This window comes from Thiocapsa roseopersicina, from assembly GCF_900106925.1.
In the GTDB taxonomy this organism is placed as follows: Bacteria; Pseudomonadota; Gammaproteobacteria; order Chromatiales; family Chromatiaceae; genus Thiocapsa; species Thiocapsa roseopersicina.
The window spans coordinates 232,247-258,953 of sequence record NZ_FNNZ01000001.1; the positions used below are offsets into that span (position 1 = coordinate 232,247).

Sequence of the window (26,707 nt, forward strand, 5' to 3'; positions counted from 1 at the left end):
TCAGTCTAAACTGCGCCCCCGCTAAGGGCTCTGGATGCACCAATCGCCGAACTCATTCGACAATGAGCATCTCGCTCTGGACACAGTTTAAACATGAGTCTGACCGTGACCTCGCGACCGATCGTCGCTGCGAGGCCGACCGGCGGTTCTGCAAGGAGGACCACACATGATGACGGCGGCTTCAAGGTATGCGGGCGCGCTAGGCGCGCGAAGCGATGTCGCCGTTTCCGTGCAGGCGTCACCCGTCTCGCTCACGGATGGGCTTTCGTGACGCTGGTCTGGTTGTCTCCCTTGCTGCATGTCTTGGCACTCTGGGCGCTGGCCTTGTTGTTGCTCGCACTCGGGCGCCAGCGCGCGGCGCTGGTGGCGGGTCTGATCGGCTGGATCTGGTTGACTTTCTGGTCACTCCCGATCGTCAGCGGGTCTGCGCGCGTTGGCCTGGAAGCCGAGTTTCCGGCGATACCGATTGAACGGCTGCCGCACGCGGATGCGATCGTGGTGCTGGGCGGGGCCATCGGTACCCCGGATGCCCGGCGTCCGTTTCCGACCCTCACCGATTCGTCCGACCGTCTATGGCAAGCCGCGCGTCTGTACCGGGCCGGCAGAGCGCCGATGCTGGTCCTGAGCGGCGGTAGCGACACCGCAGTAGCCCTAACCTCCGAGGCGCAGGCGATGCAGGTTTTCCTGTCGGACATGGGTGTACCGCCCGATGTGATGCTTCTGGAAGAGCGCAGCCGCACGACGCTGCAGAATGCCGAGTTCTCCGCGGTCTTGCTGCGTGAGGAGGGCATCGAGCGCGTGCTTCTGGTGACGTCGGCCTTTCATATGCGACGTGCGATGGACGCCTTCGAGGCCCAAGGGCTTCAGGCGCTTCCGGCTGCTGCTGACCATGCGATGGCGCCAGCGGGGCCGGGCGCGTGGATCCCGAGCGCCGGTGCGCTCAATAACGCGGCCTTCGTGATCAAGGAGTGGGTCGGCCGCGCGGTCGGTCGGGTACTCTGGTCACGGCCCGATTCGGCCTTGGAGCTTTAGTCGATATGGCTCTTTATGCCCTGATCTTTGTCATGGCCGCCGGCTCCTTGCTCACCTTGAGCCGCTGGCGTTATGGACTCTTTGTTGTTGTTGCGCTTGCGGCGTTTCAGGATCCGGTACGCAAGCTGGTTTCTGGCGCCCCCGGTTATCTGGTTTTGGCCACGGCCCCGGTGCTTGTATTGACGATTGTCTCACTCATCGCAAGTCGGCGTTCTTGGTGGCGGGATGTGGCAAGGAGTTTCCCTGCCATCGATAAGGCGATGACCTTTTTCATGCTGGCGTGCATTCCGCCTATTTTGATCTCGGCGACCTATGGTCCGGGCAGTTGGATGCTCACTCTTCTGGGCATCTTTTCCTACGGCACCATCCTGATGTTGATCGTGATCGGTTACCATTTTCCCAGGAATACCGATTCCATACGTCAATTGCTCGGATTCTATTGTGTCGTGACCTCGGTGATGTTGATTGGCGGCCCCATTCAGTACCTGGGATTATGGCCGAATTCACCTCTGCTCGGTACCGAAGCGCTGGATATGGAGTGGGTTCGTCATGGTTCCGGATACATCGTCCAGATGATCGCAGGCTTCTATCGCAGCCCGGATGTCATGGGTTGGCATGCCGCGGCCGTGATGATGCTGTCACTTGTCCTGGCGATGACCACGCGCGGCCCGACCCGCTGGTTCTGGTTACTGCTGGCCGCCGCTGCTGTGTTCCCGTTATTGCTGTGTGGACGACGCAAGATGGTCTACATGATCCCGGCCTTTTTGGTTGCCGTGACTGCGCTCCAGTTGATGGCGGGAGGGCATCGAAAGATCCTGTCACGATTCGGTCTTATTGCGGTCCCTCTGGCAAGTCTTTGGATCGTGCAGGGCTGGATGGGCGAAGAGAGCGAGCAGATCCGCTATTACACAGACAACCCGGATGACGTCCGGACGCAGTTCCAGAGACATGGTTTTGACTCGGTGATCGAGACGTATCTCCAAGCAGGATTCTTCGGGAGCGGGATGGGGGTAGCCACGCCCGGCTCGCACCACCTTCAGGTGGCGCGACCTCGGGTGTGGCAGGAAAGTGGACCAAGCCGGGTGATGGTCGAGCTTGGAGCACCTGGTTTGCTCGCACTGACATTTCTGCTCGCAATGATTTTGCGCTCCGCGTGGCAGGTGACCCGCTCCCACCTGCGCGTGCGATCCCCGGTGGCTGTCTATGCGCTCGGTCTACTCGCTTTCTTCATCGCCAACGTAAGCGGGTTGATCGTCTCGGGCCAGATCCTCGCGGATCCATTCGCGGCGACCTTGCTCGGGCTTTCGGTCGGGCTCGTGTTGTCACTGGCTCGAGTGCCGGTGACGGGTCGAGATGGTCTGAACCGGATTGTGAGTTATCCCGGAGTGTCGAATCGCTTCGAACGCATTCCATCGATGCGCTCGAGCTCATGACGCTCTCCATCGATGTTTGCCGCAGGCAGCGGCCATACAGCCGGCGCGAATATCTGGGCCGTGTGCTCTGGTCCTTGGCACAACCGTTCTTTCGTCTCAGTCCTCGACCGCTGTTTGGTTGGCGCGCGCTTCTACTGCGCCTGTTTGGCGCTCGGATCGGGCCTCGTGCGCATGTCTATCCCAGTGCTCGGATCTATTTACCTTGGAATCTGACGATGGGGGCAGAGGCGAGCATCGGCGAATGGGCGCTGATTTACAATCTGGGGTCGGTCAGTATCGGCGATCGAGCCACGATCTCTCATCGCGCCCATTTGTGCGCGGGAAGTCATGATTATCGTGATCCCGCGCTGCCCTTGCTGCGGCTGCCGATCGAGGTCGGACCCCAAGCATGGATCTGCGCGGATGCCTTCGTGGGGCCGGGGCGACGGATCGGAGAGGGGGCCATCGTCGGAGCGGCAGCGGTTGTCGTGAAGGATGTCCCGCCTTGGACGATCGTTGCCGGGAATCCGGCGCGCGTCATTCGCTCACGGCAAATGTTCAGGTAGCCAATTGACCTTTAGAAATCTTGGCAGCCAGGCTTTACCAGCGAAGTCCCAGCTAGCACACCACCAGGGCTTTCGGAGTTTGAGCCTTTGCCGTTTACCAGACTCGGCGCAGGGTAGCTTCGAGTAGATCGGCAGTGTCTTTCGCAAATGGGAAGTTCACTGCGGGGTTGCTCAGCCATGACAGATTCACCGGAGAAGCAGGGTGCGGATAAGAGGCGACACATTAGCGATACTGACGGTCTTCTTCGTCATCATGGCATTCAAGTTGTTCCTCTTACTCCTGTTTCCCTTACCGGAAGCCTGGAACGGCGATGCCGGCGACTATGCCCGTAAGGCCCTTTACTTCTACGATCACGGGCAGTTTCCGGCAATACGGGCGGACCCGACGGATCGTCCGGATCTTGCCTACTCCGACTTCCGTCCTCCCGGTTATCCTCTGTTCGTTGCCTCGCTGCTGGGCTTTGGCCAATCGGTGCCCGAGATCACCCTATCGGTGCGGCTTGCTCAGTTTGGGCTCGATCTCGCTACCACTGCACTGCTTCTCATGGTGGTTTGGCGCTTCCATCATTCTGGCGGTTACCGTTGGGTCGCCGCCCTCCTGCTTGGTGTTCAGCCTTGGACATCGGCGTTTATCGTTAGCGTGAATCCGGATACCTTAACGGCCAGCCTCTTACTCGCCGGTGTTGCTCTCCTGGCGCTGTTTGTCACCGCGCGAGCGCACCGGGTCAAGCCATTGGCTCTAGTCGGGGCGAGTCTCTTGCTGAGTCTGACCTTTCTGGCCCGGCCGGAGATGATCCTTTTCGCCTTTGCGCTGCTCCTGATCGGTCTGGCGATGGCCTTGCCGGCCCTAAACTGGCGGAGCTTTGTGCTCTACGGTCTTCTGGCAGCGATGCCTTTCCTGGCTATTGTTGGTGCAAATGTCTCTTACCGCTGGCAGGTTGCTCAGGAGGTCAGGATCTTCGGTGAATTCGAGCACGCAACACCTGGTCTGACGCTTTGGAGCCTGACCTGGATCGCCCCCCAGTCAGCCAAGGAGAAGATCATCTGGGGACCCTTGATGATCGGCCCGGACGAGTTTGCCAGGCTGCCCGCCGCTGCATTTGCAGATGACGCCGAACGCGAAAAGCTCTTGTCGGTTGTGCGTGCGGTGGAAGCGCGACGCTTAATGATGCCTGAGGAGGACCGCTTATTCGGTGCCATTGCGAAAGAACGAATCGAGCGCGATCCGTGGAGCTACTATCTCTGGAACCGCCTCTACAGTTCCGCTAACTTTTGGGTGAATCTCAACAATGCCTCGCATTACCTGAACGCCTTCGCTCTGTTGCCAAGAACCTTGAGCAAGGCTCTGACCGGTGGATTCTTAGTGCTAAAGCTGGTGCTATTGATGTTGTTCGTCGTCGGTATCGTGCGGTTGGCGAGACTCGGGTACGCGGCAGCAACAGCGCGCTGGGACGTAAGTTTGCTCTGGATTGGGACTGCATTTGTGTTTTTGAGAACCTTCTATTTTGGAGGGATCGTCGGCTATGTCGAATACCGCTATGCATTGGTCGCTTGGCCGTTCGTGCTGGCTGTAGCCCTGTTTGGGTTGGCGGGGCTATGGCCTTTTGTTGCTCGGTGCATAGCGACAAACCGAGATGCCGCAAGTAGATAAAAACCTCGTCTAATTGAAATGATCATTGTCGATACGAGATAGCGGAGAGGCCCGATCAAGTGACAATCGAGTATAGCGCTGATGAAGACGACATCTTCCGTCCCTTGATCCCAATCCTGTACCGCGACGAGGAGTACGAGCAAAGCGGATTCGAGACCCTCTCGGCGATGCAGGAGCGGCACTTCTGTTATCGCGGCCGGCATCGCTTTCTGCTCGCATAGGGGGATACCTCAGGGTCCGTCCCCGGTTTCCGCACCGCCGTGGCCTTCGGCGCAACCGTCATCGAAAAGCACTTCACCCTCAGCCGCGCCGACGGCGGTGTGGACAGCGCCTGATCCATGGAGCCGCACGAGATGGCCGCCCTGGTCGTCGAGACCGAACGCGCCTGGCAGGCGCTAGGTGCCGTCCAATGCGGTCCGACCGAGGCGGAGCTGCCCTCGCGGCGCTTCCGGCGTTCGCTCTACATCGCCGAAGACATGCAGCCCGGCGACACCCTGACCCCGCGTAACTTGCGCAGCATCCGACCGGGCCACGGCTTGCCGCCGAAGTATCACGACATCCTGCTCGGCAAACGCGTGAGCAAGGCCGTCAAAGCCGGCACCGCGATGGCGTGGGATCTTTTGTTTGAGGACGAGAAATAAGGAGCGCCGTACCGACGGCGATGAAATGCGATGACAATCGAAATCCAGGTGGCACTCATCGGAGCCGCAGCAACCGTGCTTGCGGCCATCATCGCGACCGGGGGCGCTGCGTTGATCTTTGCGCACCGCGGCGTCGTGATCCGACTCGCCCGGCAAGTCGAGGCCTATCACGCGCAGGAAGGTCGACTGGTCGAAGCGCTCATCAGCGCAGCGGGCCAAGAACCCACGGAAGCATTGGTCAAGCAGCGGCGTGGTGCATACAGGAAGGACGCCTCCGACGCAGCGCGTCCGTCGATGACGGCCCTCGAGGCCCGCAAAATCCGCCGGCGGTATTTCAGCGTCGACTAGATCAGGCGGAGCGCGTTCGGCGGCAGTACAATCGACCTGCGCCGGGCCGATGTCACATTGTCCAATGCATCAACGCAAGCCACCTGTGGCGCCGATGCGCTTTTTTGATTTGAGTCACGGATCGCAAACATGTTGGACAGACCTGTCAAGGACACAGTTCGCTATCATCGCGCGGAAGACGGTATCCTCGAGCCAAGCACCCCCGTCCAACACCGCGACGACGAATACCCCGAAGACGGCTTCGCCACCCTCTGGGCCATGCAGGAGCGCCATTTCTGGTATCGCGGACGACACCGCTTCCTGCTGCGTGCCCTCGACCGGCATCATCCGGTGAGTGCCGGCCCGTTGTCGGCCGTGGACCTCGGGGGGGGGGTAGGCGGATGGGTGCGCTTCCTCGCCGACCGGCGTCCGGGACAGTATCGGCCGCTCGCGCTGGCCGACTCCTCGCGCACCGCGCTGCGCATGGCCGGCAGTGTACTGCCCGAGGGGGTGGAGCGTTATCAGATCGACCTGATGAATCTCGGCTGGCGCGATCACTGGGACGTCGCTTTCCTCCTCGACGTGATCGAGCACCTGCCCGACGACCTAGAGGCCCTGTGCCAGGCGCGGGATGCGCTCAGGCCTGGAGGACTGCTGTTCGTCACCACGCCGGCCTTACGGCAATTCTGGAGCTACAACGATGACCTGGCACACCACCTGCGCCGCTACACCCGCGCCGACTTCGCGCGCCTCGGCGAGCAGGCGGGCCTCGCGCTCTGCGACGCGCGTTATTTTATGTTTTTCTTGAGTCCGCTTTACTACCTCGCTCGGCGAAGACCCGGCATCATGCGGTTGAGCGAGGACCAGAAGCGGGCACTGATCATCAAGAGCCATCGTATTCCGAGTCCACCGATCAATGCCGGGCTCACTTTTGTGTTCGCGTCGGAAACGCCGGTCGGGCATTGGATTCGTTTCCCTTTCGGGACCTCGATTCTGGGTGTGTTTCGCAAGCCATGAAGAAAGTTGCCATTGTCCAGTCTAATTACATCCCCTGGAAGGGATACTTTGACCTGATCGCAGCAGTGGACGAGTTCATCCTCTACGACGATATGCAATACACTCGGCGCGATTGGCGCAACCGGAATCAGATCAAGACACCCGAAGGGCTACGTTGGCTGACTGTCCCAGTTAAAGTCAAAGGGCGATACCACCAGACAATCCGAGAGACCGAGCTGGACGGGGCCGGTTGGGCCGGTTTGCATTGGCGGACGATTGTCCAGAATTACCGTCGTGCCCCGCATTTCTCGGAGATTGCATCATGGCTGGAGCCGCTTTACCTTACCGGATCCTATAGTCACCTCTCGGACCTCAATCGGGGCTTCATCGAAGCCATCTGTACTTATTTGCATGTCACAACGGTCATTTCGAATTCCTGGGATTACACCCTAATCGAAGGGAAATCCGAGCGACTGGCCCACCTCTGCGCAAAGGCCGGCGGTACCGAATATATTTCAGGTCCTGCCGCAAAGAACTATCTCGATGAGCAGGTGTTCGCACACGAGGGGATTAAGCTGACGTGGTTCGACTATGCCGGCTACCCTGAATACCGGCAGCTATGGGGGGAGTTCAGCCACGGTGTTACCATCCTCGATTTGCTTTTCAACTGCGGCCGCGCCGCACCGCGTTACATGAGGAATTGTCGCATATGAAGCTCTCCCTAGTTGCGACATTGTATCGGTCGGCTGTTTACGTCGAGGATTTTCATCGTCGGGCTACTGCTGCTGCAAGAGCGTTCGCCGGTGACGACTATGAAATCGTACTGGTAAACGACGGCTCTCCAGATGACAGCCTAGAGCGGGCCAGGAAGCTGACGGAAGTAGACCAACATGTTGTGGTCGTCGATCTTTCACGGAATTTTGGTCATCATAAGGCGATGATGACCGGTCTTGAGTTCGCCGAAGGTGATTTGATTTTTCTCATCGACAGCGACTTGGAGGAAGAACCGGAGTGGTTGCCGGACTTTTACCAGGTCATGGCTGCAGAACGTGCGGACGTCGTATATGGTGTCCAGAGAACGCGGAAAGGCAGTATCACGGAACGTTGGAGTGGAGAGATTTACTACACCTTGCTCGAATTGTTGAGTAGTGTCAAACATCCACGCAATATTACCACTGCACGCCTGATGTCCCGACGTTATGTGAATGCTTTATTGAGACATCGTGAGAATGAAGTAGTCATCTCGTTCCTCTGGATTATCACGGGTTTCAAGCAATGCGCCTATACTGTGGATAAGCATGGCACGAGCAAGACAACATACAGCTTGACAAAAAAGCTAGCCCATTTTACGAACTCCATTACTTCCTTCAGCGAAGTGCCGCTTCGGTTCATCTTTTATATCGGTGCTTTAATACTTGTCTGTTCTCTTGCCTACAGCGGACATCTGGCGTTCACTCGAGTGTTCCTGTCGCATCCGGTCGATGGGTGGACGTCCGTCATGGTATCCATCTGGGTGCTTGGAGGGATGGTCATCTCCTTCGTGGGCATCATCGGCATCTATCTCTCGAAGGTCTTTTCGGAGACCAAGCAGCGTCCTTTTACCATTGTGAGGGAAGTTCATGGCCGATCAGGCTCACGGGATCGATAGCAAGTACGAGCAGTTCTATGCACAGCGCACCGGAACCAGGGTCTATCCAACTGAGTTCGTAGTCCGCACTTTTCTGGCTACTTATCCGGGCCTATCATTTCAGAAGCCGAGAGCAGGTGACCGGGTACTTGATGTCGGCTTCGGAGATGGCAGGAACAGCGTTTTCCTGTGTGAACAGGATTTCGGGGTCGCGGGAATTGAAATCACGGAAGGGATTGTCGAGCAAACTGGTAATCGGCTCAAGAGACTTGGTTATACGGCAGACTTACGAGTTGGTCGAAACACCGCTATCCCTTTCGATGATGGCTATTTCGATTATATCCTCGCATGTCACTGCTGCTATTACTGCGACGATGGCGAGACTTTTGCCGACAACCTGGCAGAGTATTCTCGGGTGCTAAAACCGGGTGGTTGGCTCGTCGCATCGGTCGCAAACAGTGGGTCGTATATTTTTAATGATGCGGTCGAACTGGAGGATGGCTCGTATCGAATCCACAATGACCCCTACGGAAGCCGTGAAGGGTACCGGCTGCACGCTTTTGCGAATCAAGATGACGTTCGTCGGTATTTCTCACGGTGGTTTCGGAATTTCTCTTTCGGTTCTGCCGATAACGATTACTACGGGATCTCGGAACGCGTATTCTGGGTTGTTTGTCAGAACAGCTGATCTTCTGCAACTACAGGATCTCTACCCTAATTACTGATGCCGGAATCCGGAAGGTATTTCTAATGAAATGGTGCAAGTTGGGGCACATATTCTGCGGAACAGGGCAAAACGAGATAATGGTTACTGGCGGAAGAACTCCGGTGCCTTTGCATTTACATGATGATGTGTATAGGGTCTATTTTGGTTCTTATGATGATTCAGGAAGGGGGCGTATATTTTCTTTGGAAATCGATCTTGTCTGCCCAACAAGTATTCGCCGTCTCGTCACTAAACCAATCATTGATATCGGTTCCACCGGATTTTTCGACGACAATGGTGTGATTCCTTCTGATGTAGTAAATATAGATGGCAAGATATTTCTTTATACCATAGGATTCAGCGTTAAAAATAAGCTTATTTTCGATGCTGCGACGGGTTTAGCAATCTCAAGCGATCACGGGAAGTCGTTTTTGAAATTGCCGGGCCCGGTACTGGATCGAGGTGTCGATGACCCTTGTTTTGCTGCCTCACCGACCGTGCTTTATGACGGATCATCTTGGCGTATGTGGTACGTCTCATGCAGCCACTGGAAGCCGCACGGAGAGGGTTTTCGTCATTATTACAATATTAAGCATAGGCAATCCGCTGACGGAATTTACTGGGACCCAAAAGCGGTCACGTGTATAGACTATCTGAACGAGTATGAGTACGCTATATCGCGGCCATCAGTCATCCGGAATAATAATGGAGGGTTCCGGATGTGGTATTCTTTTAGGGGGCAATCTAACGTCGAGACCTATCGTATGGGGTATGCGGAATCCGATGATGGATTGATGTGGAAGCGGCTTGATTCTGAGGTAGGTATTGATGTATCCGATACCGGCTGGGATTCCGAAATGATTTGTTATCCCCGGGTTTTTCGCCACAGAGATAGCTTGTACATGCTATACAATGGCAATGGTTATGGGAAGACCGGTTTCGGTTTGGCAGTAATGGAGGGGGGCGTGTGAAAAAGATTATTCTTGCAGGCAACGCTATAACTGCGGATATACTCCTCTTTTATCTGCGACAAGATAGTCGCTATCAGATCGTTGCAGCAACGGTAGACGACGGGTTCGAAGCGGCAGGTAATATTGATGAGGTGCCTTCCATCCCGTTGTCCCGACTGGCATCGGAATTCGCGCCCGGTGAGGTCTTGATCATTATGGCGATGGGCTACAACGATCTGAATCGCGACCGCGCTTCTCTGTTCGAACGGCTTCGCGCAAAAGGCTACGCGTTGGAGAGCTACATTCATCCTGACGCGCGTGTCTACTCAGTTAATCCGATAGGAGAGGGCAGCATCATCTTGCCCGGCGCAGTCGTGGAGCCTCATGCTCAGGTCGGTGCCAATACCATGGTTTGGTGCAATGCCACGCTCGCCCACCACTGTAAGGTCGGCGATAATGCATGGATCGCTTCCGGTGCCGTTATTTCGGGTCAGGCGGTCATCGGCGCCAACACGTTCTTGGGCGTTAACGCGACGGTGGTCAACAAGGTCTCCGTCGGCGATTTCAATGTTGTGGGCGGTGGCGCATTGATCACCAAGGATACCAAGGCGAATACCGTGCACCTCGCGAGGTCGGCGGAGGAGTTGCGCTACTCGGCTGACGACTATGTGAAGTTTTTTGGGGTCTGAAATGGACAAGCGTCTTGCACTCATTCTGTCGGAAGTGTTTCGTTTGAAGGAAAAGGAGATCAACATTGCCCTGACAAAAGCGGACGTCGGCAGTTGGGACTCCCTAAAGCAGATGGATCTCGTATTGACGCTGGAGAGGGAGTACAACATCTTGTTGACGATTCCAGATATCTTGCGAATGGTGTCAGTTGCCGGGATCGTCGATGTGCTGAGGGAGAAGGGGGTGGCGCTTGAGGATTGAAGGCTTGGTCGCGCTGGTGACCGGGGGTGGTAAAGGTTTGGGCCTGGTGATTGCCGAACACCTCCTTTCGAACGGGGCCACGGTCGTGGTTGTTGACCGGGACCGTGACGCGTTGGACGCGTTGCCGACTTCCGTGTTCGGAAAATGCCTGGATGTAACTCAACCCGAGGAGGCCCGGACAGTTGTCGCTAGCGTCGTCAAGGAGCATGGCCGGATCGACGTGCTGGTCAATAATGCCGGCGTGATCTACAACGAACCGCTGGTGAATATCATGAAGCCGGAAGGAATCATGCACGACTACGGACGCTTCCGGGAAGCGGTGACGGTTAACCTCGATTCCGTGTTCATCATGACGTGCGCTGTCGTTGAACAGATGGTCTTACTCAGGACCAAAGGGGTGATTGTCAACATCAGCTCAATCAGCGCTTGCGGCAACGAAGGCCAAACAGCCTATGCGGCTGCGAAGGCGGGTGTTAATGCGATGACCGTGACCTGGTCGAAAGAGCTCGGTCGTTGCGGGATTCGATGTAATGCAGTAGCACCGGGTTTTATCGGCACCGAATCCACACATCAGGCTTTGAGTGTTGATAGCATCAAGCACATTCTGCAGAACACTCCGCTCGGGCGACTCGGCAAGGCTCAAGAAGTCGCTCAGGCCGTGGCTACGGTGATCGAGAACGAGTTCATCAATGGGGTAATTCTCGATGTGAATGGGGGGTTAGTCATTTGATCACCGATCATTTCGCATTTGTTGGGAACAGGCGTTTCGTGCTCGAGCAATTGATCGAGAGTCAAGTCACGTTGTCTCTAGTTATTGTGATTGAGGGCAGCCATTTAGAGCGGGACTTCCGCCGTCAATCGATTCGCGGCATTGACAACTATTTGGTGGTGCACAATAAGAGTGAACTCCTATCTTTGCTGCGGAATTATTGTTTCGATGTTTTGATTTCGAACGGTTGTCCGTATATTTTGCCGGTGGCGGATCTCCCCCCTGCGCGGTATGTCAATATCCATCCTTCTTTTCTTCCGGATTTAAGGGGAGTTGATCCTGTAATCGGCGCAATTCTGTATAGCCGCGATGCTGGTGCTACCTGTCACGTTATGGATAGTGGGGTCGACACCGGCCCAATTATTTCCCAGGTCAGGATACCTTTTACGGACGACTTGGACGTGACGACGCTTTATCAGCTGAGTTTCGTTGCAGAGAAGCAGGTGTTCGTCGACGCACTTGCGAGGAGGTTTTTGCCTTTATGTGAGCAGGCGATTGGCTCAGATGCAATCTACTATAGCAGGAAATCAGCTGATCAAGTTATCTCCTTCCGGGAGAGTAATGATCTGATGCTGCAAAAGATCAAGGCTTTCAACAATCGATCCCAGGGCTGCCGATTCGACGTCGAGGGTGTTTCCTATCGGGTCTTCTCGGCACATCGTTTCCATAATCCCTACATGCGTCGTTTCATGGAGCTTTTTCCAGAGTGCGTAGTCGGCTTGTCTTATGAGAACGGAATTGTTTTCCGGAAAGATGGAGATGTTCTAAGGTTTTCAGATATTGAGGCCCCTGATGGTCAAGTTCTCTCGGTTGGTTCGCGGCTCCTAGCGGCATGACTACACACCATTACAATGTTGGTTTATTGTTTTCCGAGGTTGCGTCGAGTTTCGCTGATCAGGTGGCGCTGCGTTACGCGGGTCGAGATTTCAGCTTTAGTGAGGTCAGCGGCTTAGTTGAGCGCCTAGCGGGATTGCTCTTGGCTATGGGTTTGTCGCGGGGGGACGTCATTGCTATCGGGCACGAGAAACGGGTTCTCTCCTACGCCCTGATGCTTGCCGCGCTTCGGTTGGGAATACCGTATGCCAACATCGATGTCGCATCGCCGCTTACCCGCTCTGCGCGTATTCTCGACGTGAGCAGCCCGTCGGTCTTGTTTTTCGATGATCCCGCCTATGCGGTTGCCATGACCGAGCTTGCCTCAACGCAAGGCTGCCGATTGGCGTTTCTTGACGAACAGCAGCTGCCGGTTGTCGACGCTGCAGATCTGGTGGTACAGATGGATCTCGCCCGTAAGGTCGACGGGTCCTGTATTGCTTACATCATGTACACCTCCGGCTCGACGGGCGTTCCGAAGGGCGTCGCAGTCACTCATCAGAACGTTTTGCATTTCATCGCTTGGGGCCAGTCGCGGTTTGGCATTACAGCTCGCGACAATTTCGCCAACCTGAGCCCAATGTATTTCGATAATTCGGTATTCGATTTCTACGTGGGGTTGTTCTGCGGAGCGGCACTGACCCCGATCAGTCGCGAGCTCCTGTCGGATCCTTACGCGCTCACAGCCTATGTTGGACGGCTGAAGTGCACTATTTGGTTTTCGGTCCCTTCCCTCCTGATTTACCTGATGACGATGAAGGCCCTTACCTCGGAGAGCCTGCTGGATCTTCGGACCATCGTGTTCGGCGGTGAGGGGTATCCGAAGGTGGAGCTTCAGAAGCTGTACCGCCTTTTTTCCGGTCAGGCGGAACTTGTCAACGTGTATGGTCCGACCGAATGTACGTGCATCTGCAGCGCCTATACGCTGACGGACCGGGATTTTGAAGATCTTCATGGCCTGCCGACGCTGGGGATGTTGAACCCGAATTTCGACTACCGGCTCCTTGACAGGGACGGCAGGGATGCCGTGACTGGCGAGCTCTTTCTTATCGGACCGAACGTTGCCGCGGGGTATTTCAACGATTCGGAGCGAACGTCAGCGGTTTTTTCTACGCTTTCGGAACCTGCTCGCTTTGGTAAGCGAATGTACCGTACGGGCGATCTGGTGCATGAGGAGGCCGGGCAGCTTTACTTCATGGGGCGGAAGGACAATCAGATCAAACATATGGGTTATCGCATCGAGCTTGAGGAAATCGAGCATGCGCTCATGAAAGTTCCTCTGGTTGATCAGGCGGCGGTGGTGTATCAGCGCGTCAGCTCTGCGTACGGTAAGTTGGTCGCGTTTGTTGCCAGTCATGAGGTTTTAGATGAATCTACAGTCCTCGGAAATGTCGGAGACCTTTTGCCAGCCTACATGATTCCCAATAAACTCTTCGTCATGCGAAATTTGCCGAAGAATCCAAACGGCAAAGTGGACCGGTTGCATTTACTCGGATTACTCGATGATTAGGGGGGCATGGGCGCGAGTGCAGCCTGAAGTACCACGGCTAGTCCGTTACGGTTTGGTCGGTATTTTCAGCAATTTGTTGGGTTATGGGATATACCTCGGGATCGTCTGGCTTGGCGTCGATCCGAAAGTGACCGTGTCCTTGCTCTATCCCATTGGAGCATTGATTGCGTACTTTGGCCACGCAAGCGTCTCTTTTTCATATACTGGAAATCATTCCAGTGCGTTGGCTCGCTACATAGGCGCTCACGCAATCGGCTATGGAACAAATATAGCGTTACTTTATGTCTTTTTTGATCGATTGGGGTTTCCCCACCAACTTGTTCAAGCCGTCGCGATCTTTGTCGTTGCCGGGGTGCTTTTCTTTTTGCTGAGGTACGTCGTTTTCCCGACGACCGGCACACAGGTTCACGCGCGGGTGAGATAGGAAGTTAACGGCATGGAACCAATGCAAAAAAGTGATTATATCGGCTTTAATAGGCCCTATATGGTCGGTAAAGAACTTGGGTATATCGCCGAGGCACATTTTCACAGCATGCTCGCCGGTGACGGGGCTTTTACCAAGCGCTGCGAAGGCTGGCTCGAGAAACGCACCGGTTGCCGCAGAGCCTTACTGACCAACTCCTGCACCGCTGCGCTCGAGATGGCCGCCATCCTCGCGGACATCCAGCCGGGCGACGAAGTCATTATGCCGTCCTACACCTTCGTCTCGACCGCCAATGCCTTTGTGCTGCGGGGGGCTGTGCCGGTGTTCGTCGATATCCGTCCGGATACGCTGAATCTCGACGAGCGCCTGATTGAGTCGGCTATTACACCGCGGACCCGCGTTATCGTGCCGGTGCATTATGGCGGGGTGGGGTGCGCGATGGATGTGATTATGGACCTCGCCGAGCGTTACAGTCTACTGGTCATCGAGGACGCGGCGCAGGGCGTGATGGCAAGCCATCTAGGCCGGCCTCTCGGTTCAATCGGCCACCTTGGCACCATGAGTTTTCACGAGACCAAGAACATCATCTCCGGCGAGGGCGGGGCGCTGCTGATCAACGATCCGGCCCTGACCGAGCGCGCCGAGATCATCCGCGAGAAGGGCACCAACCGTAGCCAGTTCTTCCGCGGTCAGGTCGACAAGTACACCTGGGTGGACATCGGCTCCTCCTACCTCCCCGGCGAGATTATCGCGGCCTTCCTCTGGGCGCAGATGGAAGAGGCCGATTCCATCACCGCCCGCCGGCTGGCGATCTGGGAGCGCTATCATGCGGCCTTCGAGCCGCTGGAGCGCGCCGGCCGCGTGCGCCGCCCGGTGATTCCGGACGGCTGCGGCCACAACGCACACATGTACTACCTGCTGCTGCGCGACCTGGACGACCGCACTGCGTTCATCCAGGCGATGAAGGCGCAAGACATCAATTGCGTCTTCCACTATGTGCCGTTGCACAGCGCACCCCAAGGCCAGGTAGTGGGGCGAACCCGGGGCGCTCTACCGGTAACGGACGACCTTGCAGATCGATTGGTGCGCTTGCCGCTGTGGCTTGGGCTGGAGGACCAACAGGAAAAGGTGATTGCGACCGCTCTGGCCTGGCTGGAGAGTGCTGGTAAAAGTGCCGAGCCTGCTGCTCGCCGCCGGCAGTCAGCGCTTCCAGCCGGTGGGGTGGTTGCGGGCACTGGCGAAGGCGATGATTGGGGTGGTGCTGAAGATCCTTAGGCGACCGCACAACATGGGTATCTCGATCCTCATTCTGACGCTCAACGAGCAAGCCAATCTGCCTGTTTGCCTTGCGGCCGTTGCTTGGTCGGACGACGTCGTGGTGGTCGATTCCTTCAGCCAGGACGACACCGTGGCGGTGGCGGAACGGCTGGGAGCCCGCGTCTATCGGCGCGCCTTTGACGATTTCGCCGGGCAGCGCAATTACGCCCTGGACCAGATCCCCTTCAAGCATGAGTGGGTGCTTCACCTGGATGCGGACGAGATCGTGACGCCGGCCCTGCAGGCGGAGCTGCAGGCGGCTGTTGCGGACGGGCGGTTCGACGCCTGGCGCGTGCCGTCGAGGATGATGTTCATGGGTCGCTGGCTGCGTTACTCCGGGCTCTATCCGAGCTATCAGGTGCGGTTGGGGCATCGAGATCGGTTTCGCTTCAAGCAGGTGGGCCATGGGCAGCGGGAGGATCTGGCTCCGGAGCGGATCGGCACCCTGAGGGAGCCTTATCTGCACTATTCCTTCTCGAAAGGTCTGACCGATTGGTTCGACAAGCACAATCGCTACGCGAGTGCCGAGGCACGGGAGGCAGCGCGATTGTCGGAGAACGGCGGTGGCTTTGACTGGAGCGGGCTCACTGCGCGGGATCCGACGCGCCGGCGGCGGGCGCTCAAGGTGCTATCGACCCGTCTGCCGTTTCGCCCGTTGTTGCGGTTTCTCTATATGTACATCCTGCGTCGTGGTTTTCTGGACGGACACGCTGGTCTGACCTATTGCCGGCTGTTGGCGATCTACGAGTACATGATCGTGCTGAAGATGCGTGAGTTGGCGGCGGGGGAGATGAGTATCGGCCGTTCGGGCAGGGCTGGAGGGTGCGAGAATCATCAACGATAGTGAGTTGGCTGCGACACGGATGGCATCGGTGCAATGAAGATCTCGGTCGTGACGACCACATGGTGTTGCGCGGCGACCGTCGGCGACTGTTTGGCCTCGGTCGCGAGCCAGTCCTATCCGGATCGAGAGCATATCGTGATCGATGCGGCAAGCAGGGACGGGACCCTGGATATCCTGCAGGCGCATCGTCATCGGCTTGCCGTGTTGGTCAGCGAGGCTGATCGGGGCATTTATGACGGTTTGAACAAGGGGATCGACCGAGCGAGCGGTGAGGTGGTGGGTTTCCTGCACGCGGACGATGTGTTTGCTGACCCGGATGTCTTGACGCGCGTCGCCGCGGCTTTTTTAGACCCGGGGGTGGATGCGGTTTACGGGGACTTGGTGTATGTCGCTCGTGGGGATACTCTCCGTGTCGTTCGTTACTGGCGCTCCGGGGCGTATCGGCGAAGCCGGTTGCGTTGGGGCTGGGCGCCTCCGCATCCCACGCTCTATCTGCGCCGCTCGCTGTACGAGCGTTTCGGTGGCTTCGACCTTCGTTATGGCATTGCCGGGGATTACGACCTCATGCTCCGCATGCTGATGCAGTTGTCCGGTCGGGTGGTCTATGTGCCGGAGGTGCTGGTTCGGATGCGGGTCGGGGGGGTCAGCAACCGGTCGCTCAAGCACCTGATGCAAAAATCTCGGGAAGACTATCGTATCCTTCGTGCCAACGCGGTTGGCGGCTTCGGTTCCTTGGCTTGGAAGAACCTATCTAAGTTGCCCCAGTTTATTGCTGCGAGAGGTCGAAGAGCCTAACGGGGTTCGGGGTGACGTCGATGCTGTGCCACCTTCTCGTCTTCCATGAAGACCTTGGGCCGTTGGGTCCGGTCGTTTTTTCCGCGCCACGGCATGACGAGCACGTTTGGGGATGGATTACATGTCTTGTTTGAGAATCTTTGCGTTTTTCCGACATGTCTTGATGCGTTGCTCCCGGGATGGGCGGGCGCTCGATTTCGCTGGATCCGCCGAGGTGTCTCGGTTCGGGCTTCGCGGATGGGGTCGTGGAGCGCTCGATGCCGGAAGTCATCGAGGGTTTGGTGATGATCACACCCGCGTTGGGCTGACGAACGCCGCAATTGCGATGGCCTTGACGGCCGTTTTTCTGCTCACCTTGTTGCTGGGCGGATGTGGGGGGCCGGTTCCGCGGGGCGTTGGCTCCGATGTCACTGAAACCGGGACAACAGGCGGCAATCCGTTGAGTGGAGACGCGGCGAAGCAGTATCCGACGGCACCGGGTGATGTGGAGACGGTTCCGGTGACGATCGGGCCTCCGCCGGACCCCAGTCTGGACGATCTGGTCTATCGCATCGGTCCCTATGATCTGTTGCGGGTCGATGTCTTCGGCGTCGAGGAGATGTCGTCGGCCGGCCGGGTGAATTTTCAGGGCTACTATACGATGCCGTTGGTCGGGTCCATCTCTGTCAACGGCTTGACGACGGACGAGGCCGAGTCCGAGATCGAGCGGCTTCTGGGCAGCCGTTATCTGCGTAATCCGAGTGTCTCCGTTCACGTCGAGGAGACGGCGAACATGAACATTACACTCTCCGGTAAGATGAACGGGTCGCTGCAGATCAGCGGAAGGACGACGCTGGGGCAGGTGCTGGCCTCCTCCGGCGGTGTTCCGCCTGTGGGCAAGAAGCGGCAGGTCGTGATCTTTCGGGCGACGGACGAGACGCGGCAAACGCCGAATCCCCAGTTGCATGCTTATGTCGTGGATTATCAGGCGATCTTGGAGGGCAAGCTCAGGGATCCTCTGTTGGTGGGCAATGATCGGATCTATGTGCCGCCGTCCGCCCTCGCGCTCTTTTTCGATCCGTGGCTGGGTGTGTTGAGGACATACTCGCCGGTGGATGTCCAGAAGACCGTGACCTTCTGAGGATGAGCGCCTTAGGCCATTGATGGCTCTTATTTGTGATGCTGATTCGGCTCGACTTATGAACGATTTTTCGAATTCGACCTATCCGCGATTGCCGCCGCCCGGCGGTGGGCCGATGGTTGCCGGGCCAGGGCCCGGCGCTCTCGACTATCCACGGGGCACGGTGTTTCAGGATCTCGGCGACGAGGGCGAGGGTCTGGATCTCAAGCGCTATCTGGCGATCCTGCTCTATCGCAAGTGGCTGCTCATCTTCGCCGTGTTGCTGGCCTTGATCGCCGGGCTCTTCTATACGGTCCGCGAGCCGCCGGTCTATCGCGCTACGGCGACGGTTCAGGCGACGCCCCCTTCCGGAAATCAGTTCGGCTTCACGGATCTTTCGGCGGTTGCATCGGCGCGCAACTTCACGGGCGACCAACTGGAGCTGCTTCGCAGCAGCGTCTTGGCCGAGCGTGCCGCGCAGACCTTGAGCTTGGATCTCGCGCCTGAAACCAAAACGGACGATGCCAAGCCGACATTCTTCGACGAGCTGCAACAACAGTTGACGCAATGGTGGCATGCGCGCCAGGGACGCGTCGAGCCGACCGCGCTGGACGAGCAACGCGACCGTCTTTTGGACGATCCCTTGGCGTCCAATCAGGCCGCCGTGGCGGCGCGGATCCGAAGCTCGCTGGTGGCCACCCCGGTGCGCGACACCAATCTGATTCAATTAAGCATGGAGGGGAGTGATCCACGGGCCATTACGGCCATGCTGAATGCGGTTGCAAAGGCCTTTGTCAATTTTCAAACCGAGCGTCGGAGCGATGACGCCACCTCGACCCAGACCTTTTACGAGCAGCAGATCGAGTGGACCCGCGTTCAGCTCGAGGATGCGGAGCGCCAGTTGACGGCCTATGCGCGCAGCAAGGATCTGGTCCACGTGGACAACCTGCTCGAATATTCGCAGAGCGAGTACGGGGCACTGCGCGATCGGCTCGGCGAGGCGGAGCGGAACCTCTTTCAGGCCGAAGCGAAGATGCGCGCGATGAACGAGATCGATGCGCAAGGCAGCTCGGACTTTCTGGGGAGCGAGGTCATTCAGTCGCTGAAGACCCGCCGCGGCGAGCTTCTGGATGAATATCAGCGCAAGCTCGAGGTGTTTCTGCCGGATTATCCGGCAATGGTTCAGCTTCGCAGCCAGATCGAGGCCATCGACGGACAGATCGCGGCCGAGGTCGATTCGATCTCGCGCAGTCTCCGCATCGAATACGAAACGAGCCTCAAGGAGCGCCAGCTCCTCGCCGATCGCGCCGAAGAGGCTCGGTTGGAGCTCTTGAAGCTGCGCGACGAGACGGTCGATTACAACGCACTGGCCCGCTCGCGCGACACGCTTCAAGCGATGTACAACGGGCTACTGTCGCGGGTCACGGAGGCGGAGCTGGTCTCCGGCATCGTGCAGGACAACATCCGCATCGTCGATCTGGCGACGGTACCGGTGAAGCCCTTCAAGCCGGATCTCAACAAGAACCTGATGGTGTCGGCGTTCCTGGGTCTCGTACTCGGCGTGCTGTTGATCCTCTTGCTCGAGCATCTCGACGACTCCTACAAGTCGAACGACGAGGTCGAGAAGGAGACCGGGAGACCGGTGCTCGGAAGCCTACCCTTTATCGACACCTCGACGGGGGTGCAATCCTCGGCCAACCTCGCCCTGAGTGTCGCGAATGACCCGAAGGGACCCTTGGCCGAGGCCAGTCGCTCGCTTCGGACCTCGCTGATGTTCTCGACCGCGGAGGGTGCGCCGCGCGTGTTGCACTTTACCAGCGCCTCTCCGGGCGAGGGCAAGTCCTTCAGCTGTGTCAGTGTCGCTGCGTCCTTCACCCAGAGCGGCAGTACCGTGCTGTGCATCGATTGCGATCTGCGTAACCCGTCGCTGCACGGCATCTTCGATCTCCCCAACGACGTGGGTCTGACCAATTATCTCGCCGCGGAGATCAGCCCTGCGGAGATCGCGCAAGCGACGAGCGTCGATGGTCTCTTCTTGATCTCGAGCGGGCCGATGCCGCCGAATCCGGTCGAGCTGCTGTCCAGCGGCAAGATGATGAATCTGCTCAAGCTGGCGGCCGAGCGTTTCGATTATGTGTTGATCGATGGCCCGCCGGTCATCGGTCTCGCGGATGCCTTGGTGCTCTCGCGCATGGCCGGCGCGAGCCTGTTGGTGATCAATACGGCCAAGAACACGCGCACGATGGTGAAGGAGAGTCTGAAGCGTCTGCGCGGCAGTCAGGCGCGCATCATCGGTGTCGTGCTGCAAAAGGTGGGTCAGCCCGGAGGGCGTGGCTATGGATACGGCTATGGATACGGCTATGGATATCGGTACCAATACCAGTACCTCTACGGCTATGGACAGGATCACAATGAGCGGCCACCGGTCTAGCGGTTCGACCGAGGCGGGGGGCTCGATGTCGCGCGGTCGGGGTTTGGTCTGGCGTATCGGGTTTACGCTGATCTGCGTGGTCCTGGCCTGGCGGGTCGGATCGCTCGGGGTGGCGCGACTCTACGAGGCCGGACTCGACGAGAACGGCGCCGACGCGGCACGCCAGGTGCTCGATTGGCATCGGGAGCAGCCCGAGGCGCTCTACCGGCTGGGTTTCTCGCTGTTGGGACGTGATCCGGAGACGGCTCGGGCCTTGCTGACGGAGGCCTATCGGCTGAATCCGAGCCGGGCGCAGCCGTTGCTTGCGCTGGGTGGATTGGCGGTGGCCGAGGAGGATCAGGCGCGCGCGGAGGGGTTGGTCGCGGCCGCGTCCGCCTTGGCGCCGGTGAGCGCCCGGGTGCAGGAGGACGTCGCGGCCTATTGGGCCAGCCGGGGCCGGTTGGACTTGGCCCTGTCGCACTGGTCGCGCGCGATCGAGGCCGGCTCGCCGCGCACGCGGAGCATCTTCGAGACCTTTCGCCGGTTGCTGAGCACGCCGGAGGGCATGGCCGCCTTTCACGACTTCGTTCGTCAACCGCCGGGGTGGTGGGAGCAGTTCTTCGTCGAGACCGCGCAAGGTAAGTCGGAGCTTGGTCTGGTCCGGCAGCTCTATGCGATGCGGCGGGCTCCGGGGGTCGTGCCGCTGTCGGCGGAGGAGCGCACGAGCTACGTTGCGCGATTGCTGCGCGAGGAGGAGTTCGAGGCGGCTTATCTGGCCTGGGTCAACAGTTTGTTTGCCGCTCAGCGACAGGAGTTGGGGCTCCTGTTCAACGGTGGTTTCGAGCTGCCGTTCACCGGCTTCGGTTTCGACTGGCATGTGGTCAAGCACGACCGCGCGAGCATCTCGCGGGCGCCGGTCGAAGGGTCGCGGGGGCAGGCGCTGCGGATCCTGTTCCGCTTCTCGCGGACGCGGTTCGATCATTTTTATCAGCCCTTGTATCTGGCCCCCGGGGCCTATCGGATGTCCGGGCGTTATCGCAGCGACAAGCTCTATTCGGAGTCCGGTCTGCGTTGGGTCGTCAATTGCCGCTCGCCCGAGACCGGTGCGCTTGGCGAGAGTACGCGGATCCTGGGAAACGAGGAGTGGACGAACTTCAGCTTCGAGGTGGAGATCCCGGAGACCTGTCGACATCAAGAGGTGCGTTTGGCCAGCGCCGACATTCTTCGGCTCGACGAGGCGATCGACGGGACGCTTTGGTTCGATGACTTGGTCATCGTCCGGATCGATGCCATCTCGCCTCTGGAACGTGCGCGTTCGGCAGCGCGTGTGTTGTCGGATGAGGCTGGGAATGCGAGGGAGACGGATTGATTCGGGGTCGGGTGCGCGGGGCAGGTCTGGTGCTCCAGGTGATTCCCGGCTGTGCTGACGGTCGGAAGCACAACGTCCGGCGGCGTTTGGTTGTGCCTCGCGGGTCTCGGCATAACCTACATTTATAGGGATGCCTGTACTCGGGTTCATCGAGTGTCTACTATATGGGGCACATGGGGTGTAAGGGGTTTCGAGCGATCCGCGGAGCGGTTCAGATATACATGGGACACATGTCGCGTCCGCGGCGGTTGTGCTGCGCTTACCTGACCTCGTGATGATTCAGAAACCAGGTGAACACCGTGATGAGCGCGTAGCGCGTAGGATGGGTAGAGCGTCAGCGAAACCCATCCTCCAAACTGCCGAGTTGCCGGGTTTTGTTCTCACGCCCTTGGCGCGGGCTCCAAACCGCTGCGTTGCCGGGTTTCGGTCTGATGCCTTTGGCGCGGGTTGGATGGGTTTCGCTGGCGCTCTACCCATCCTACAGTTTCTTGGGTTTTCACTGGCGGCGTGAATTCTGAATTTTTCTGAGTCGGGCGCTTACGGAGATTGACATGGCACATGAGCATTTCATGAAGCAAGCGACTGCGGCAGCTGTCCTGATCCTGTCTGCCGGGGTTGTGGTGGCGACGGAGCCGACGGGGCGCATCGTCTCGATCGACGGAACGGCGATGGTGTCGCAGGGCGGCCGTTATGTGACGGGCAGCGAGGGTCGGACGATTCAGCTTGGTGATCGGGTCATGATGCTCGAAGGAGGCCGCGCTGCGATCTGGTACGGCGATACCTGTGAGTATTTCCTGCTCGACGACGAGGTTCTGGACATCACCGAAAGCAGCCCCTGCGCGACCGGACGCGGCGGTCAACTGCGGCCGGAGATCGCCGAGATGGCGGCTGTCGAAACGACGGGAGCGGCGACCGAGGCGGTGCGTTTCCGGTTGGCGCAGGTCGGTGTCGATGCAGCCAGCGACGATGATGAGGGCGCTTTGCTGGGATCCGGATCTGGATCCGGATCGACGCCCGGCGGCGCGACTGCCGGCGGCGCGACTGCCGGTGCGTCGTTGCCTGGGGCTGCAGCGGCGACCGGGTTGACGACAACGGGTCTGGTTTTGGGCGCCGCGGCGGTGATTGGAGGTATTGTTGCAATCGCCAACGCCAGGGACGACGGCGGAGCCGGCGACGGCCCGACGCCGATCAGTGAGATCCAATGATCGGTGCAGGACTTACTCCGTGAACCCTGGATAGAAGATCTGATTCGCTTCGAGGCGTCGCACCCTGGGGCGCGCCCGGCGGAGTGAATCGGGTAGGGCTTCGAGCGCTTGTCCGGCGGACGCGGCGTCTCTGAAGAAGCCGAGCAGGACGACGTCGAAGCTCCCTGTCGACTCCACGAAGAGTCGTGACGGTGCCAGAGGCGATGTCTCGAGAAAACGCCGGAGTGCTGCGGGATCCCGCAGCGACGCCAGTTGGACGGCGTAAGCCGGCTCTTCCAGGACGACCGGCCGGAGTCCATGTCTCGCTGTTGCGTCCGAGTGTCTCCGGGCAAGCGCGGCATCTGCAAGTACGCCGACGTCGACCGAAGGATCGAGCGGGCGCGGCGTGATCATCGCGCTGGCCGTGGCCCCGGTCTCCTGGGTCGCGTCTTCTGCCGGCCCGAGGCGTGTGTCTGACGATTCGGGCCGCTTCAGCGACGTTGCATCCTCCCCCCGATCCCCCGCGGCAGGACCGTCGTCCCGAGTCGGCAACACCTCGGCGGCCCGGTCGGCCTCGGTTGGCGAAACGGCGCCGCTGCTCTGTCCGGCGCCCGCTTCCTCCATCCCCCGCGTGTCCTCTGCGGTCGCCGTTGCGGCCCTGTCCAAGCGCGCTCCGAGTGCCACTTCCAACTCGGCGCGAAGTCGCACGATCTCCACTTCCATTTCGGCCATGCGTCGCTCGAGGTGAGCCGCCTTGCTCGTCGTCTGCGCGGTTTCCGCGACGTTCGGCGCTGGCGGCGCCATGTCGGCAGCGGGTACCATGCCGAGCGGATCGGCCGCAGCGGGACGCGGTCGATCCGTGGTGGCGTCCCAGAAGGCCAGGCCGGCAAGCCCGGCTAGAATCGCCAACCCGAGCATCCAGGCGGCATCGGCGCGCCGTTGCAGGCGTGAGAATTGGCTTTCCCACCAGGCCCGTTCGTGCGCATCCAGACGGTGCACCTCGACGCGGGGTTTAGGGCCGGCGGGGATATCCGGGGCTGCCGTCGCGGGGAACTGCCCCCGGGTGTCGTTGGGCGTGCGACCGGCTCGTCGGTCGTCCGCGCCATGCGGGCCGACGATCCAAGGCGTGATCGGGCGCTTCGGCCGGAACTCATCCAACCGCCGACTCTGCTCGGGCGTCCCCGCGCCCGATGGTGCAGGCTCCGTGCGTGCGTCCGACAGCCGCATCCGCGCCTGCGCCATGGCGTGCTTGAGCGCGCCGGCTGCATCCGGGGCGCACGGGTCTTGAATCAGTCGATCGACGGCATCGGTCAATTCTTCGGCGCAGCGGGCCAGGTCTTTCGCCAAGGCGGGCGCCGCCGATTTCTCCGGCAGATCGGCGGCATCGGCCTGTGCGCTCCGGCCGGATTCTGAATCGGCATCGGCCGTGCGCGCCGGCTCGGTGACCGTCAAGGCGTGGCGGGCGTCTGCGATCCAGGCCGAGATCTGCCGGGCGAAGTCGCTCAGGGTCTCGGCGGACACATCCCGGTTATCGCGCGTCGGTGCGAAGAGCAAGCGCGTGATCCGTGAATGCAGCGCTCTCAGGGACGCCTCTGCTTGGGGTGTCGTTTGCGCGTTGACGATGCTCATGGGTCGCGATTCAACCACATCATCGACAACTCGACCACCAAGACGGTCTTGCTGAGAGGTGGCTTCGACCACCAATGCAGGGGCCACCGTCATCGGGTCGCTGGACTGGCTTGTGTCTCGAACCGATTCCGTCTCGACATCAATGCCGCTGAACGAGGATGCTGCCCGGGCGATCGCCGCGTGTCTTTGCGAAGAGGGCTGCGCGGCGCCGGTCATGGCGCATCTGGACGCCGTGCTGGCTTGGATGATCCAGCCCGAGAGGCCGTCCTCGCGCCCGCTCGACGACGCCCTTTTGGCGGCTGGCTTGGCACGTGAGCAGGCGATCGAGCGGGCCTACAGGCTGTTGGACGAGCGCTTGCTGGGCGTGCAACTGGAGGCCCCGGAGGAGACTCTGGGGCTCATGGGGGAGACAGACCCCGGGGTGATCAAGCAACGCTATCGGCGTTTGATCTCGGTTTATCATCCGGACCGTCATCCCGCGCGCTCGGCCGATCTGAACCAGCGCACCGAGCGCATCAATCGGGCCTATCGGCTGTTGATGCAGCGACACGCGGGTGTCGACGCGGAGTGGACCGGCGGCGGGGCACGTTCTCGCTCGTCTCGACCGTCGGTCAGGGCGTCTCCTGTTCCGCCGGCATGGACGTCTCCCGTGGAGGATTTGGATGGACGTCCCCCTCGTGGTTTGCATGCGCAATTGCTTTGGGGCGTACCGGCCCGGCGCGATGCATCGCTGATTCAGCGGCGCTTGATCCAGGCGATGGTTCTCGGTTGTGCGGCCCTTCTGGCGATCCTGCTGCTGGATAAGGATCCGCCCGACGAGGCGCACGGGACTCGCCCTCCGGTCGTCGCACAGCCGATCGCGGCGCCGGTTGCGCAGGCCCTCGAGCCGTCGCCGTCGCCCTTGCCGATCGGGCCGTCTCCGGGCCCGCTGAAATCGCCTTATCCCTTCGCGGAGCCGGCGCCCGAGATGGTCGCCCCGCCCGCGGCGCTCTTTCCCCTCGAGGTGCTTCTCGCGGCCGAGCCGGAGCCGGCGCCCGAGGTGGTGGTCCCGCCCGCATCGCTCTTTCCTCTCGAGGTTCTTCTCGCGTCCGAGACTTCGCCCAAGCCTGCGCAAGAGCGACAGCCTCCGTCCGAGCCTGTGCCTGTGTACGAGCCCTTAAGGCACCTGCCGGTTGCCGAGACGCCACCGAATCGAGTGCCTGCCGCGGAATCGCGGGCCGTCCCGACAATCGCCAAGGCGACACCGGCTCCGAAGACTGTTCAGGTCCCCGCTTTAGTCGACACCGATGCGTGTGCCGGGGTTTCCGACGTGCTCGGACGGTTTCGGCAGGCTTATCAGACCGGTTCTGCGGATCGTTTGGCCAATCTCTTTACCCTCGATGCACGGGAGCGGGGCACCACCGGGCGAGCCTCGATCCGGCGGCTCTACGCCGATTGGTTTGCGAGCACCAGCGGACGCACCATAAGCTTCGCGAGGGCCTCCACTCAGTCGGTCGGGAAGGATCTGTGTCGCATCCGGGTGCGATTTGATGTCGGGTATCACGACACCAACGGACGTGCGCGCAGCCAAACGGGCCAGATCAGGGCGTTGTTCAAACGTGATGGCGGACGGACACTGATCCAGGAGTTGACCCATTGAGCCGTTG

At 59.5% G+C, this 26,707-nt stretch carries 28 protein-coding genes; 27 read left to right on the top strand and 1 reads right to left on the bottom strand.

What is annotated here, in order from left to right:
• Nucleotides 1–267 precede the first annotated feature (267 nt).
• From BLV04_RS01035 to BLV04_RS01150, 26 genes are all read left to right on the top strand, one after another.
• Entirely contained in the window at nucleotides 268–1,032 is a 765-nt protein-coding gene (locus BLV04_RS01035; protein ID WP_175534434.1) for a YdcF family protein, read from the top strand.
• A 5-nt stretch (nucleotides 1,033–1,037) separates the two neighbouring features.
• Complete coding sequence (locus BLV04_RS01040; protein WP_093027253.1) at nucleotides 1,038–2,465, top strand: O-antigen ligase family protein; 1,428 nt, start codon at nucleotides 1,038–1,040, stop codon at nucleotides 2,463–2,465.
• Nucleotides 2,462–3,010, top strand: coding sequence for an LbetaH domain-containing protein (locus BLV04_RS01045; protein WP_093027255.1), 549 nt, complete (start codon nucleotides 2,462–2,464; stop codon nucleotides 3,008–3,010). The genes BLV04_RS01040 and BLV04_RS01045 overlap by 4 nt, the downstream gene beginning before the upstream one ends.
• Before the next feature lie 253 nt (nucleotides 3,011–3,263).
• Nucleotides 3,264–4,661 (top strand): hypothetical protein, encoded by a 1,398-nt coding sequence (locus tag BLV04_RS01050; RefSeq protein ID WP_139191838.1) that lies wholly within the window; start codon nucleotides 3,264–3,266, stop codon nucleotides 4,659–4,661.
• A 59-nt stretch (nucleotides 4,662–4,720) separates the two neighbouring features.
• Nucleotides 4,721–4,882, top strand: a complete 162-nt coding sequence (locus BLV04_RS24735) for a hypothetical protein (protein ID WP_175534435.1) — start codon at nucleotides 4,721–4,723, stop codon at nucleotides 4,880–4,882.
• A 39-nt stretch (nucleotides 4,883–4,921) separates the two neighbouring features.
• A complete protein-coding gene (locus tag BLV04_RS25435; RefSeq protein WP_245731684.1) occupies nucleotides 4,922–4,996 on the top strand; it encodes an N-acetylneuraminate synthase family protein in 75 nt (24 codons plus the stop codon).
• Between the two features lie 18 nt (nucleotides 4,997–5,014).
• Complete coding sequence (locus BLV04_RS01055) at nucleotides 5,015–5,302, top strand: SAF domain-containing protein (RefSeq protein ID WP_245731639.1); 288 nt, start codon at nucleotides 5,015–5,017, stop codon at nucleotides 5,300–5,302.
• A 30-nt stretch (nucleotides 5,303–5,332) separates the two neighbouring features.
• Nucleotides 5,333–5,650 (top strand): hypothetical protein, encoded by a 318-nt coding sequence (locus BLV04_RS01060; protein ID WP_093027261.1) that lies wholly within the window; start codon nucleotides 5,333–5,335, stop codon nucleotides 5,648–5,650.
• A gap of 129 nt (nucleotides 5,651–5,779) precedes the next feature.
• Nucleotides 5,780–6,646 carry a class I SAM-dependent methyltransferase gene (locus BLV04_RS01065; RefSeq protein WP_093027263.1) on the top strand — a complete coding sequence of 289 codons (867 nt, stop codon included), beginning with the start codon at nucleotides 5,780–5,782 and terminating at the stop codon, nucleotides 6,644–6,646.
• Nucleotides 6,643–7,338: a WbqC family protein gene (locus BLV04_RS01070; RefSeq protein WP_093027265.1), complete on the top strand. Its 696-nt coding sequence runs from the start codon at nucleotides 6,643–6,645 to the stop codon at nucleotides 7,336–7,338. The genes BLV04_RS01065 and BLV04_RS01070 overlap by 4 nt, the downstream gene beginning before the upstream one ends.
• Nucleotides 7,335–8,273 (top strand): glycosyltransferase family 2 protein, encoded by a 939-nt coding sequence (locus BLV04_RS01075; protein ID WP_093027267.1) that lies wholly within the window; start codon nucleotides 7,335–7,337, stop codon nucleotides 8,271–8,273. Before BLV04_RS01070 ends, BLV04_RS01075 begins: the two co-directional genes overlap by 4 nt.
• Nucleotides 8,245–8,940: a class I SAM-dependent methyltransferase gene (locus BLV04_RS01080; RefSeq protein ID WP_093027269.1), complete on the top strand. Its 696-nt coding sequence runs from the start codon at nucleotides 8,245–8,247 to the stop codon at nucleotides 8,938–8,940. Before BLV04_RS01075 ends, BLV04_RS01080 begins: the two co-directional genes overlap by 29 nt.
• A 62-nt stretch (nucleotides 8,941–9,002) precedes the next feature.
• Nucleotides 9,003–9,929 (top strand): glycoside hydrolase family protein, encoded by a 927-nt coding sequence (locus BLV04_RS24250; protein WP_139191839.1) that lies wholly within the window; start codon nucleotides 9,003–9,005, stop codon nucleotides 9,927–9,929.
• Nucleotides 9,926–10,597, top strand: a complete 672-nt coding sequence (locus BLV04_RS01090; protein WP_093027273.1) for an acetyltransferase — start codon at nucleotides 9,926–9,928, stop codon at nucleotides 10,595–10,597. The genes BLV04_RS24250 and BLV04_RS01090 overlap by 4 nt, the downstream gene beginning before the upstream one ends.
• A 1-nt stretch (nucleotide 10,598) precedes the next feature.
• Nucleotides 10,599–10,838, top strand: a complete 240-nt coding sequence (locus BLV04_RS01095; protein WP_093027275.1) for an acyl carrier protein — start codon at nucleotides 10,599–10,601, stop codon at nucleotides 10,836–10,838.
• Between the two features lie 4 nt (nucleotides 10,839–10,842).
• A complete protein-coding gene (locus BLV04_RS01100) occupies nucleotides 10,843–11,568 on the top strand; it encodes an SDR family NAD(P)-dependent oxidoreductase (protein WP_175534436.1) in 726 nt (241 codons plus the stop codon).
• A gap of 38 nt (nucleotides 11,569–11,606) precedes the next feature.
• Nucleotides 11,607–12,443, top strand: coding sequence for a formyltransferase family protein (locus BLV04_RS01105; RefSeq protein WP_175534437.1), 837 nt, complete (start codon nucleotides 11,607–11,609; stop codon nucleotides 12,441–12,443).
• Nucleotides 12,440–13,990, top strand: a complete 1,551-nt coding sequence (locus tag BLV04_RS01110; RefSeq protein ID WP_093027281.1) for an AMP-binding protein — start codon at nucleotides 12,440–12,442, stop codon at nucleotides 13,988–13,990. Before BLV04_RS01105 ends, BLV04_RS01110 begins: the two co-directional genes overlap by 4 nt.
• The gene (locus tag BLV04_RS26025; protein ID WP_093027283.1) at nucleotides 13,983–14,414 is read left to right on the top strand and encodes a GtrA family protein; all 432 of its coding nucleotides are present in this window, start codon (nucleotides 13,983–13,985) and stop codon (nucleotides 14,412–14,414) included. Before BLV04_RS01110 ends, BLV04_RS26025 begins: the two co-directional genes overlap by 8 nt.
• A gap of 12 nt (nucleotides 14,415–14,426) precedes the next feature.
• The gene (rffA, locus tag BLV04_RS01120) at nucleotides 14,427–15,689 is read left to right on the top strand and encodes a dTDP-4-amino-4,6-dideoxygalactose transaminase (RefSeq protein WP_245731641.1); all 1,263 of its coding nucleotides are present in this window, start codon (nucleotides 14,427–14,429) and stop codon (nucleotides 15,687–15,689) included.
• Between the two features lie 13 nt (nucleotides 15,690–15,702).
• Nucleotides 15,703–16,575, top strand: a complete 873-nt coding sequence (locus BLV04_RS01125) for a glycosyltransferase family 2 protein (RefSeq protein WP_175534438.1) — start codon at nucleotides 15,703–15,705, stop codon at nucleotides 16,573–16,575.
• A 33-nt stretch (nucleotides 16,576–16,608) separates the two neighbouring features.
• A complete protein-coding gene (locus BLV04_RS01130) occupies nucleotides 16,609–17,370 on the top strand; it encodes a glycosyltransferase family 2 protein (RefSeq protein ID WP_093027287.1) in 762 nt (253 codons plus the stop codon).
• A gap of 499 nt (nucleotides 17,371–17,869) precedes the next feature.
• Complete coding sequence (locus tag BLV04_RS24740) at nucleotides 17,870–18,490, top strand: polysaccharide biosynthesis/export family protein (RefSeq protein WP_175534439.1); 621 nt, start codon at nucleotides 17,870–17,872, stop codon at nucleotides 18,488–18,490.
• Between the two features lie 58 nt (nucleotides 18,491–18,548).
• On the top strand, nucleotides 18,549–20,900 hold the full coding sequence (locus tag BLV04_RS01140) for a GumC family protein (RefSeq protein WP_175534440.1): 2,352 nt from the start codon (nucleotides 18,549–18,551) through the stop codon (nucleotides 20,898–20,900).
• Between the two features lie 25 nt (nucleotides 20,901–20,925).
• Nucleotides 20,926–22,248 (top strand): tetratricopeptide repeat protein, encoded by a 1,323-nt coding sequence (locus BLV04_RS01145; RefSeq protein ID WP_093027293.1) that lies wholly within the window; start codon nucleotides 20,926–20,928, stop codon nucleotides 22,246–22,248.
• A 551-nt stretch (nucleotides 22,249–22,799) separates the two neighbouring features.
• Entirely contained in the window at nucleotides 22,800–23,453 is a 654-nt protein-coding gene (locus BLV04_RS01150; protein WP_093027295.1) for a hypothetical protein, read from the top strand.
• A gap of 12 nt (nucleotides 23,454–23,465) precedes the next feature.
• Here the strand turns inward: BLV04_RS01150 and BLV04_RS01155 are convergent, their stop codons facing one another.
• Nucleotides 23,466–25,061: an SPOR domain-containing protein gene (locus BLV04_RS01155; protein WP_093027297.1), complete on the bottom strand. Its 1,596-nt coding sequence runs from the start codon at nucleotides 25,059–25,061 to the stop codon at nucleotides 23,466–23,468.
• Nucleotides 25,062–25,203: 142 nt separating this feature from the next.
• On the opposite strand from BLV04_RS01155, the gene BLV04_RS25840 reads away from it, so the two are divergent.
• Nucleotides 25,204–26,700 carry a DnaJ domain-containing protein gene (locus BLV04_RS25840; RefSeq protein WP_093027299.1) on the top strand — a complete coding sequence of 499 codons (1,497 nt, stop codon included), beginning with the start codon at nucleotides 25,204–25,206 and terminating at the stop codon, nucleotides 26,698–26,700.
• Nucleotides 26,701–26,707 lie beyond the last annotated feature (7 nt).

What these genes read in the sequence shown, in the direction of transcription:
- BLV04_RS25840 (WP_093027299.1), top strand. Translation starts at nt 25,204, where the DNA reads ATGCCGCTGAACGAGGATGCTGCCCGGGCGATCGCCGCGTGTCTTTGC.
- BLV04_RS01155 (WP_093027297.1), bottom strand. Translation starts at nt 25,061, where the DNA reads ATGAGCATCGTCAACGCGCAAACGACACCCCAAGCAGAGGCGTCCCTG.
- BLV04_RS01055 (WP_245731639.1), top strand. Translation starts at nt 5,015, where the DNA reads ATGGCCGCCCTGGTCGTCGAGACCGAACGCGCCTGGCAGGCGCTAGGT.
- rffA (WP_245731641.1), top strand. Translation starts at nt 14,427, where the DNA reads ATGGAACCAATGCAAAAAAGTGATTATATCGGCTTTAATAGGCCCTAT.
- BLV04_RS24250 (WP_139191839.1), top strand. Translation starts at nt 9,003, where the DNA reads ATGAAATGGTGCAAGTTGGGGCACATATTCTGCGGAACAGGGCAAAAC.
- BLV04_RS01075 (WP_093027267.1), top strand. Translation starts at nt 7,335, where the DNA reads ATGAAGCTCTCCCTAGTTGCGACATTGTATCGGTCGGCTGTTTACGTC.
- BLV04_RS01050 (WP_139191838.1), top strand. Translation starts at nt 3,264, where the DNA reads ATGGCATTCAAGTTGTTCCTCTTACTCCTGTTTCCCTTACCGGAAGCC.
- BLV04_RS01150 (WP_093027295.1), top strand. Translation starts at nt 22,800, where the DNA reads ATGGCACATGAGCATTTCATGAAGCAAGCGACTGCGGCAGCTGTCCTG.
- BLV04_RS01130 (WP_093027287.1), top strand. Translation starts at nt 16,609, where the DNA reads ATGAAGATCTCGGTCGTGACGACCACATGGTGTTGCGCGGCGACCGTC.
- BLV04_RS01060 (WP_093027261.1), top strand. Translation starts at nt 5,333, where the DNA reads ATGACAATCGAAATCCAGGTGGCACTCATCGGAGCCGCAGCAACCGTG.
- BLV04_RS01080 (WP_093027269.1), top strand. Translation starts at nt 8,245, where the DNA reads ATGGCCGATCAGGCTCACGGGATCGATAGCAAGTACGAGCAGTTCTAT.
- BLV04_RS01040 (WP_093027253.1), top strand. Translation starts at nt 1,038, where the DNA reads ATGGCTCTTTATGCCCTGATCTTTGTCATGGCCGCCGGCTCCTTGCTC.
- BLV04_RS01125 (WP_175534438.1), top strand. Translation starts at nt 15,703, where the DNA reads ATGGGTATCTCGATCCTCATTCTGACGCTCAACGAGCAAGCCAATCTG.
- BLV04_RS01145 (WP_093027293.1), top strand. Translation starts at nt 20,926, where the DNA reads ATGTCGCGCGGTCGGGGTTTGGTCTGGCGTATCGGGTTTACGCTGATC.
- BLV04_RS01070 (WP_093027265.1), top strand. Translation starts at nt 6,643, where the DNA reads ATGAAGAAAGTTGCCATTGTCCAGTCTAATTACATCCCCTGGAAGGGA.
- BLV04_RS01095 (WP_093027275.1), top strand. Translation starts at nt 10,599, where the DNA reads ATGGACAAGCGTCTTGCACTCATTCTGTCGGAAGTGTTTCGTTTGAAG.
- BLV04_RS01140 (WP_175534440.1), top strand. Translation starts at nt 18,549, where the DNA reads ATGAACGATTTTTCGAATTCGACCTATCCGCGATTGCCGCCGCCCGGC.
- BLV04_RS26025 (WP_093027283.1), top strand. Translation starts at nt 13,983, where the DNA reads ATGATTAGGGGGGCATGGGCGCGAGTGCAGCCTGAAGTACCACGGCTA.
- BLV04_RS01110 (WP_093027281.1), top strand. Translation starts at nt 12,440, where the DNA reads ATGACTACACACCATTACAATGTTGGTTTATTGTTTTCCGAGGTTGCG.
- BLV04_RS01065 (WP_093027263.1), top strand. Translation starts at nt 5,780, where the DNA reads ATGTTGGACAGACCTGTCAAGGACACAGTTCGCTATCATCGCGCGGAA.
- BLV04_RS01045 (WP_093027255.1), top strand. Translation starts at nt 2,462, where the DNA reads ATGACGCTCTCCATCGATGTTTGCCGCAGGCAGCGGCCATACAGCCGG.